The sequence below is a fragment of the Schlesneria sp. genome, assembly GCF_036405755.1.
In the GTDB taxonomy this organism is placed as follows: Bacteria; Planctomycetota; Planctomycetia; order Planctomycetales; family Planctomycetaceae; genus Schlesneria; species Schlesneria sphaerica.
The window spans coordinates 1-8770 of the sequence record NZ_DASWWZ010000535.1 but is presented as its reverse complement, the minus strand read 5'-3'; the positions used below and the strand labels follow the sequence as shown (position 1 = coordinate 8770).

8 protein-coding genes are annotated in these 8770 nt (G+C 53.0%); 3 read left to right on the top strand and 5 right to left on the bottom strand.

Going from position 1 to position 8770, the window contains the following annotated elements:
* A partial coding sequence (locus VGE80_RS18120) for an alpha/beta hydrolase family protein (protein WP_440593640.1) occupies positions 1-1161 on the top strand: 1161 nt, incomplete at its 5' end.
* Positions 1162-1508: 347 nt separating this feature from the next.
* Here VGE80_RS18120 and VGE80_RS18115 read toward each other — a convergent pair.
* The 5 genes from VGE80_RS18115 to VGE80_RS18095 form a co-directional block, all read right to left on the bottom strand.
* Positions 1509-2333: a DUF1295 domain-containing protein gene (locus VGE80_RS18115; protein ID WP_397569293.1), complete on the bottom strand. Its 825-nt coding sequence runs from the start codon at positions 2331-2333 to the stop codon at positions 1509-1511.
* The gene (locus VGE80_RS18110) at positions 2330-3409 is read right to left on the bottom strand and encodes an SAM-dependent methyltransferase (RefSeq protein ID WP_397569294.1); all 1080 of its coding nucleotides are present in this window, start codon (positions 3407-3409) and stop codon (positions 2330-2332) included. The genes VGE80_RS18115 and VGE80_RS18110 overlap by 4 nt, the downstream gene beginning before the upstream one ends.
* A complete protein-coding gene (locus tag VGE80_RS18105; protein ID WP_440593639.1) occupies positions 3406-4752 on the bottom strand; it encodes a class I SAM-dependent methyltransferase in 1347 nt (448 codons plus the stop codon). Before VGE80_RS18105 ends, VGE80_RS18110 begins: the two co-directional genes overlap by 4 nt.
* 78 nt (positions 4753-4830) lie before the next feature.
* Positions 4831-5589 carry a DUF1365 domain-containing protein gene (locus tag VGE80_RS18100; RefSeq protein ID WP_440593638.1) on the bottom strand — a complete coding sequence of 253 codons (759 nt, stop codon included), beginning with the start codon at positions 5587-5589 and terminating at the stop codon, positions 4831-4833.
* Positions 5586-6875, bottom strand: coding sequence for an NAD(P)/FAD-dependent oxidoreductase (locus VGE80_RS18095; RefSeq protein WP_440593637.1), 1290 nt, complete (start codon positions 6873-6875; stop codon positions 5586-5588). The genes VGE80_RS18100 and VGE80_RS18095 overlap by 4 nt, the downstream gene beginning before the upstream one ends.
* A 171-nt stretch (positions 6876-7046) precedes the next feature.
* On the opposite strand from VGE80_RS18095, the gene VGE80_RS18090 reads away from it, so the two are divergent.
* Positions 7047-7931: a B12-binding domain-containing protein gene (locus tag VGE80_RS18090; RefSeq protein ID WP_373653075.1), complete on the top strand. Its 885-nt coding sequence runs from the start codon at positions 7047-7049 to the stop codon at positions 7929-7931.
* Positions 7932-7983: 52 nt separating this feature from the next.
* Positions 7984-8406, top strand: coding sequence for a DUF2177 family protein (locus VGE80_RS18085; protein WP_373653076.1), 423 nt, complete (start codon positions 7984-7986; stop codon positions 8404-8406).
* The last annotated feature ends 364 nt before the right edge of the window (positions 8407-8770 follow it).

Genomic DNA, 8770 nt, shown 5'->3' with positions numbered 1-8770 from the left:
CTGATCATGGCAGATGTGAAGACTGATGACGTGAACGTGAGAAAGACACCCCGTCTCGCTGGCGAATTTATTCGCGGTGGTATTCAAAGAGGAACCGGCGACGAATTCTGCTACCTCGTCGATGATCACGCCGTGGCGCGTCTGATGAGCGTCACGGGACTCGGCACCGACAAGCTGACAACAAAGACGTTGACTGCCGAAAACGTGAATATCGACGCCTATGGAATTTCGCCGGATGGAACGCATCTGGCACTGTTGCAGACAGAACTCGATTACAGCCGGGATGTCTTCCTGTGGGACCGCCAAAACGGAAAACCCGCCGAACGATTGACCACAGTCAATCCACAAATCGACACCTGGAAGCTCCCCACCATTTCACGAGTGAAGTGGAAAGGGGCGGAGGGTGATGAGGTCGAAGGAATTCTCGAACTTCCCCCCGACCACAAACCGGGGACCCTTCTGCCGATGGTTGTCTGCCTGCACGGAGGCCCCACGGCATGTGACTACTACGGCTTCCAGTTCTGGATTTACGGCCGTACACAGCTCTCAACGAGCGGCTACGCTGTATTCTGTCCCAACTACCGGGGCTCGACCGGCTACGGCGACGACTTTCTCACGAATCTGATCGGACGAGAAAACCAGATCGAAGTTGAGGACATTATGAGGGGTATTGATCACTTGATCGCCGAACAGATTGCCGACCCTGAACGACTGGGAGTCATGGGATGGAGCAACGGTGGCTATCTGACAAACTGCCTCATCACCCATAGCGACCGATTTCGTGCTGCCAGTTCAGGTGCCGGAATGTCCGACATGACGATTCAGTGGAGCGAAGGGGAAACCCCGGGCCACGTGGTGAATTACCAGCGAGGACTTCCCTGGACATCAGGCGATCAGTATGACCGGTCATCCCCGCTACGCCAGATTCAGAGCACGTCGTTCAAAACACCGCTCCTCCTGCACGCTCCCGGTGCAGACACACGCGTCCCCCCAATCAACAGCAGGGCTCTCTACAGAGTCGCCCGACGCTACCTGAACTCCCCCGCGGAACTGGTGACCTATCCCGGAGCGGGCCACACCCTGAATTCCTATCAACACCGCCTCGCCAAGATGACATGGGAGCAGGCGTGGTTCGACAAGTACCTCAAGAGCAGCGAGTAGTCTCTGCACTGCCGCGCTAACAAGATCATCGTTCCACATCGACGCTGTACCACGAATTTCACTTTTGCGAAGATGCTTGTGCAAGCCGATCCGTTCACGGAAATTTTCCATTCCGACCCGGGCAAGTTAGACAGGCAAACCCAGCAGCTTCAATAGCGCTGGGTCAAAGTTAGCTGGGTCAAACTTACCAGAGACATTCTGCGCTGATCGACCGATTCGTCTTCAGATGTCCTGATTCACTTCCTTTGAGAGACCATTTTTCAGACTCCGGTCCAACACCACTGGTCGCACGGAACCTCGATATTGCGTTCCGTTGCTCTGATTTCGCTGTACCTGATTTCGCTGTATCAATGATCCTGATCACGAACAGGAGGTTCGTGACGGCCCTTCTCGGAGGCTGGAAACCAGGGAAAGAATGCGTTTGTCTGGGCTTGATAAGCTGCGTAATCCGGGCGGCGATCACCGATCGTGCTTTCGAGCAAGGTCACACCGGATACCTTGAGCAATAAGACTGACATCAAAAGGGGGCTGCCGATTGTCCACCAGGCACCTCCCGCCGCTGCAATCAAGTAGATTCCCCACCAGACGCAAAAATCTCCGAAGTAATTTGGATGTCGTGTGAAACGCCACAACCCAGTCCGCATGACTCGGTTCGAGTTCGACGGAATGGACTTAAACCTGGCCAGTTGCCAGTCTCCCACGGTTTCGAAAATGAACCCGAGGGACCAGATCGCAATTCCCATCGCGTCCCAAACTCCTAATGGTGGTGCGATCGGGGTTGTGATCGCGACCTGTTGGGGCAATGAGATGAACCACATCAACACTCCTTGCAGGAGAAAAACGGTGACGAGGCTCACCCACCCGAAACGTTGTCCATGATAGTTGCGCATCGCTGCATATCGGTGATCTTCGTCCTTGCCCCAGTTGCGCCAGGCCAGAAACGACGAAAGACGCAAACCCCAAATGGTCGTCAATAGAACGAGAAGCCACGTTCGAGAACTCGCTGGACTATTCAATCCCCACGCTGTCCAGGCGATGATGACAAACCCCATTCCCCAGAAGAGGTCCACGAGACTGACATCGCGTCGAACCGTACCGATGATCCACAAGATCGTCATGCTCACCAGCACGATCACGAGACTCATCCACATCGTCGTTAACAGAGGATTCATGCACGGCCTCGCACTGTCGACTGAGGGTGCTGTACCTGTTCAAGGAGTGATTGAGTCACATACCACTCTTCACCGTCCGAATACCCAAACAATTCCGCCACGGCGAGAAAGAACATCCGCCATCGATGGTACCAGCGTTCTGCTGAATCGACTCCGTACACATCGGCGAAAACTTCAATCACCGCGCGTCGATTGCGATCCAGATTTTGTAGCCAGGCATTCGACGTTTTCTGGTAGTGTTTGCCGTTCCAGTTCCAGCGATTGACAACCTTCAGATCATTCCTAAACCCGTCAAGGAGCTTTTCATTGGGCATTATGCCGCCCGTGAAGAAATGGCGGCCCATCCAGTTGAGTTCTCCGCTCGTCTCGTAAGGGTAACATCTTTCCTTATGACAGAAGTGATGCACAAGCAGCTTTCCCTCGGGAACGAGCCAACTCGAGATTCGGCGCAAAACTTCCTCAAAATTGTGAAGATGCTCAAACATCTCAACGGAGACTATCCGATCAAACTGGCCAAGCTGGCAGGCTGCTGGCGAGAATTCATTCATGTCGGCGGTGATCACCTTCAGTCGATTCAGACCCCGCCGTCTTGCCTGGCCTTCGATATACTCCCGCTGTCGTTGCGAATTGGACACGGCTACGACGTTGCTCTGCGGGTAATGTTCGCACAACCAGAGCGTCAGAGATCCCCATCCGCAGCCGAGCTCGAGAATTTCCTGGCCGTCTTTTAAGTCAGCGCGGTCACACGTGATTTCGATCGCAGCCTTCTCAGCCTGCTCAAGTGTCGAGTCTTCATTCTCGAAGAAACAGCAACTGTACTTGCGATAAGGGCCAAGCACGATTTCGAAAAACTTTGCGGGCAATTCATAGTGCTGCTGATTGGCTTCGTGCGTCGAGAGTGCGATCGGCCCCGAACGAAGTGAATCAAGAAACTTCTCGTCCCTTGCTGCGACTGAATGGGAGTCAGAACCTGCATGAAGAGTTGTCCGGCACAATTGGCGGATAATCATTCGAGTGAAGGGATCGGGAATCCATCCGCGTTCCAACGCCTCGACACCCCAAGCGAGTATACTCATGATTGTTCCTGCTCGATCGGGACCGCGAACGAATTCGATTGACGCTTGAACCGCGCTGCCATGTGACTGGTTTCCGCGGCCCAGGTACTGAGGAGCAGGGGATCGCGACGACAATCTGGCTTGTCGAATTGAACCTGAATCACACCTGCCGCACGTTCTTCAAACACCGCTTCGCAGTAGCAAAAGTAATAGTGCCACATCCGCAGGAAGCGTTCAGGGAACCCTTGCCGCCGAATTTCGGGCAATTGCTCATGAAAGACGCGACGCCATTGCCTCAGGGTTTCCGCATAGTGAGGAGCAAAGTCTTCGGCGTGGACGAATCGCAAGTCCGTGACACGCCCCACCGACTCCAGCATCGCACCGAGGCTGGGCAGACATCCGCCCGGAAAGATATAGCGCTGAATGAAATCGGTGTTTCGCAGATATGTTTCGTAATCTCTCTCAGGAAGCACAATCGCCTGAATGGCCATTGTCCCCGAGGGTTTCAACAGTGAAGCACATTTTTTGAAATAGGCATCAAAGTACGCATATCCAACCGCTTCGATCATTTCGACAGAGACAAGTTTGTCAAACGTACCAGTGACATCTCGGTAATCCTGTTCAATAACGGTGACTTTGTCGGAGAGGTTGTGCTGGTCGATTCGATTCCGGGTAAGTCGAAACTGCTCATGTGAAATTGTGGTCGTCGTCACTCGACAACCGTAGTTATGAGCAGCGTGAATGGCTAATCCACCCCAGCCACTACCAATTTCCAGAAGATGATCTTGAGGCCGTAAATCGAGTTTGCGACAAAGTCGATCAATCTTCTCAATCGACGCGTCTTTCATGGACTCGTTCGGCGCAAGAAATATGCCACTTGAATAGGCCATCGACTCATCAAGCCAAAGCTTGAAAAAGTCGTTACCCAGATCATAGTGCGCCGCGATATTCCTGCGACTGCCCGATTTGCTGTTGTAATGCCAGCGATGATAAAGCCGCTGAAAGACTCCAGTAAGGTGAGCCAGTCCTCCGGACAGGCGAGCGGTTGCATCCGCATTGCGGATCAGGATCCGAAACAGGCTCGTCAACTGATCGCAGTCCCAGTCGCCGCGCAAGTAGGATTCGGCAACAGACAAGGCCCCCCCACAGACGGCATCTCGATAAAAACGACACCGATGGATATGAAGCACCACACTCAGGTGATCCTTGACCCCAAGCGTTTCCTTTGCTGAGCCATCCTCAACAGTGATCTCACCGCGGCTCATTCCCCGCAGCCGATTGAAGAGGATTTTCTTCGCCGCTCGGTCAATCCAATTTGGTGTGTTGGTTGCTTCAATCGTTAGTTCATCGTCCGTCGAATTCATTGGCCCATTCTCAAGATTTCGGAAAGGAAAAAAGGTGAAGCTGAAGTTCATCTGGCAGGTTCATCGGAACAGAATCGCTCACGGGTGCGGCACGTAGGGCACCCGCTTTAACCACAGCTTGAGCGCTTGCCAGTAAATAGCGATAAACACCTGTAAGGTCATGAGAGGGTAACGCAACAGCATACGATTGAGCGTCCAACCGTTAATCGTACACCGATTCATTGCCAGGTTCGCATCGAACAACTTGACACCGTCGCACTGATTTTCGATCCGAATCTGGAGCTTTTCGCCTGGAGTTGAGAACTGCCAACCGTATGACATCTCCATCTCCATGAATGGCGAAACGTGGAATTCTTTCTGCGTGTCGCCAGCGACAGGACAGAGCCCACGCTCAGGAAACATCTGGCCGCGAGTATCCAGGACGTAGCAGTGACGCTCACCCCACGGAGTGTTGTTGACTTCCGCGATGATGGATTCGACGTTTTCACAATCTTTGTCGTAACAGTAATAAAAACTGACAGGATTCATCTGGAAGCCGAAGTATCGCAGGTGGGTCAGCAGTCGCACTGGCCCGAGGGGACTGAAACCCAGACTGGAGTTAACAAGCTCGATAATGGTCTGTTTCAGAGGTTGATTCGCGGGCCCGAGATGATCGCTTCGAACAAATGATGCTATGCTTCTTCGGGCGGTTGACCACAACCATCTCCCTCGGAACACCTCAGGCAGTTCGTCCAGGTCAAGCAGCAGCATAAACAACGGGTACTGGAAGCGGTGTACCACCGGTCTATGACGGACATGGGCGACCCGACCTTCATAGATGCAACTGGCGTAGCTCATCGTGCATGTGCTCCCCCTGAAGACACAAGATCTGCTGCATTCGAGCCCTTTTTGAGTGATTCGGCAACTCGCAGTGCGCTCACAACGCCATCCTCATGAAATCCGTTACCCCAGTAAGCCCCGCAAAATGAAGTATGGTTTGCATTTAATAGTTCCTGGTGCCGAGCTTGTGCTGCCCCTCTTCCTTCGGTGAATACAGGATGGTGATAGACGAACTGTCGCAAGATCTTCGTCGGATCGATCGCTGACTGCTGATTCAGCGAGACGCAGAACGTCTGGCGGGATTTGATCCCCTGAAGGATGTTCATATTATAAGTTAGCGTTGCTTGCTCCTCAGCGGCCTGTATGATGCGATAGTTCCAACTGGCCCAGGCGCGTCGCTGACGGGGAAGCACGGAATCATCCGTGTGCAATACCACTTCGTTCCTTTGATAAGGAAAAGCGGACAGGATTTCACGCTCGGCAACCGTCGCTTGAGGACCAATAATCTGCAACGCCTGATCGCTGTGACAGGCGAAGATGACGTGATCGAATCGTTGGGGGGGATAGTCCCGAATGACGAGCTCGACCCCTTCGGCATCCCGCTGTAGTCCGAGCACCGGTGTATTCGGACGACGGATCCCTCGAAAGCGATTCAGCAGCGCTCTGACGTAGACCTGCGAACCGCCGCTGATCACGCGCCAGACCGGCCTCTGCCAAATGCTGAATAATCCGTGATTTCGATAGAATTCGAGGATAAATCGAATTGGAAAATCGTTAAATCGCCCCATGGGACAAGACCAGATGGCCGAGCCCATCGGCAGAAGGTACTGTTCCGCGAACTGCTCTGAGAAACAATTTCGGTCCAAGAAACTGCGAACCGTCGATCGGTCGTCAAGCGAATCGATTTGTTGCAATGCGAGCCGGTTGAATTTGAGAATATCGAAAACGAGTCGATGAAATGAAGGGGAGAAGAAATTGGCAGGTTGAGCGAACAAACCCCCGAGCGACTCACCAGAGTATTCGAGGCCTTTTCGGTCGTCACGTACGCTGAACCCCATCGTCGTGGGTTGAGAAGAGACACCGAGATCATCCAATAACTCGATGAATTTTGGATAAGTCCAATCGTTGAATACGATAAACCCTGTGTCGACGGCGTGGGTTTCATCTCCTATGACAACTTCAACCGTGTTTGTATGTCCGCCGAAGTAGTCGTTCGATTCAAAAAGCGTCACCTGGTGTTGATGATGCAGGCGGTCGGCCACGACGAGACCTGAAATTCCTGCTCCGATCACTGCGACTCGCATTGGCCACCCCAAAAACTGTCAAAACTTCCATCGGGAGTGTAGGCAGGTCGTAAAACAACTTCAACTCGGATTCGATCGAGAAGCTTTGACAACAGGCAAGTCCGACCCCGAACTTGATTCTGACCCAGACTTTGCGATACAAACCATCAAAACTATCACGAGCGGATTGGCATGGACGATCAATTTCTTTCTCCGAAACAAGCCGCAAGTGCGCTGCAGGTGAGCGAGTCGTCCCTCAGGCGATGGTGTGATCAAGGGCTGCTGGAAATCGTCCGAACAGCCGGCGGGCATCGTAAGATTCCCATCCGGGAAATTGTGCAGTTCGCCCGGAGCAAGGGGCTGACTCTGTCGCCCGCCGAAGTCTCGTTGCAAGTGAGTGCGACTCGAGACACCCCCCCAGAAACTTGGGCCAGCTTGTTTGCTGATGCACTCCTTTCCACCGACAGCCTGGCGGCTCGCCGGTTCTTGATGGAGCTCTTCAACTCAGGAATGGAAGTCAGCGAGATTTGCGACAACGTCATTGCAGCTGCGTTTCATATCATTGGCGACCGCTGGTCATGCGATAGCATTGACGTCTATCAGGAACGTCGGAGTTGCGAAATCGTGACGAAGATCATGCATGAAATACGAGGTTTTCAGCAATCTCCACTTCCCAATCGAATGGCAATCGGGGGCACACTTTCTCACGACTATTACTCCATCCCAACAGCCATGGTCGACCTCGTCCTCAGTGCGGAAAGATATCGTACGGAGAATTTAGGAACCTCGTTGCCTGCTTCCTCATTCGTTCGGGCGGTGCACGACTTGCAGCCTCAGATCTTGTGGATCAGCGTCTCACATATTCAAGATGAATCTCAATTCATTCCAGGCCTGCAGGAGGTATGGTCTGCATGCGTCCAATGTAATGTCGCATTAATTCTTGGCGGACGGGCGCTGACAGAGCCATGGATTCGCCAAAGGCTGACTTACACGGCTCACTGCGACTCGATGAGGAGCCTCAAGTCGCTCGTTGCCAGCATTTTCCGAATGACGTCACAGAAATCTGCGGCCGAATGACTTCCATACAATAATTTCCCTGACCCGAATAGGGACACAAAGGAATCTTGCAATGAGCTTGTCGTTGAAGAACTTTTTGACGCTGCTGCCAATCATCCTCGTACTTGACCTAGTTTGGCTTGGTCTGCTGATGCACTCGTTCTACGACGCGGAAATCGGATCACTTGCTCGCCGAAGCGACGGGGCAATGTCGCCGCGATGGAGTGCCGCGATCATCGTCTATCTCTTGATTCCTGCCGGAATCGTCCTGTTCGTGCAGCCATTGTTGTCCGGCACAACACCCTATCTTCAGGCATTCGGCTGGGGAGCAGCCTTCGGGCTGATTATGTATGGTGTTTACGATTTCACCAACCTGGCCGTCATCGAGAAATGGAGCCTCAAGATGGCGTTAGTCGACCTGGCGTGGGGCTGCACACTCTGTGGACTCAGCGCAGTATGGATCCGATTCCAGTTAGGACTGATATCGAAACACTAAGGATCGCATCGCGAGTCCTGTTATTGCGTCAGATCCCATTCGTCAACAACGATCGCGCTTCGCGCAGTACAAAACAGAAGCCGCTTCGAAACCTATCCAAGCCGATCATCATCTCGGACGCTGGTGCTGAAACCGGGGCCTGCTATCGCGGATCGTAAAGATTTATTTCCACGCCTTCGCGCGTGTCGCGGGCAGTACACCGGTGGCTGCGGTCAACTTGGAAGTAACTGTTAAGCTATTCTGGGCTTTTCCAGTGGCCAGGGTTTGGTAAATTTTGAGCATCATGGATGATGTTGCGTTACTCAAAGAGCAGGTAGCGGCTTTGCTGCATCGCGTGGCGAAGTTGGAAGCCCAGGTTGCGGAG

Bases quoted from the DNA above. Each gene is read 5' to 3' on its own strand.
- VGE80_RS18105 (WP_440593639.1), bottom strand. From the start codon at position 4,752: ATGAATTCGACGGACGATGAACTAACGATTGAAGCAACCAACACACCA.
- VGE80_RS18110 (WP_397569294.1), bottom strand. From the start codon at position 3,409: ATGAGTATACTCGCTTGGGGTGTCGAGGCGTTGGAACGCGGATGGATT.
- VGE80_RS18115 (WP_397569293.1), bottom strand. From the start codon at position 2,333: ATGAATCCTCTGTTAACGACGATGTGGATGAGTCTCGTGATCGTGCTG.
- VGE80_RS18100 (WP_440593638.1), bottom strand. From the start codon at position 5,589: ATGAGCTACGCCAGTTGCATCTATGAAGGTCGGGTCGCCCATGTCCGT.
- VGE80_RS18095 (WP_440593637.1), bottom strand. From the start codon at position 6,875: ATGCGAGTCGCAGTGATCGGAGCAGGAATTTCAGGTCTCGTCGTGGCC.
- VGE80_RS18085 (WP_373653076.1), top strand. From the start codon at position 7,984: ATGAGCTTGTCGTTGAAGAACTTTTTGACGCTGCTGCCAATCATCCTC.
- VGE80_RS18090 (WP_373653075.1), top strand. From the start codon at position 7,047: ATGGACGATCAATTTCTTTCTCCGAAACAAGCCGCAAGTGCGCTGCAG.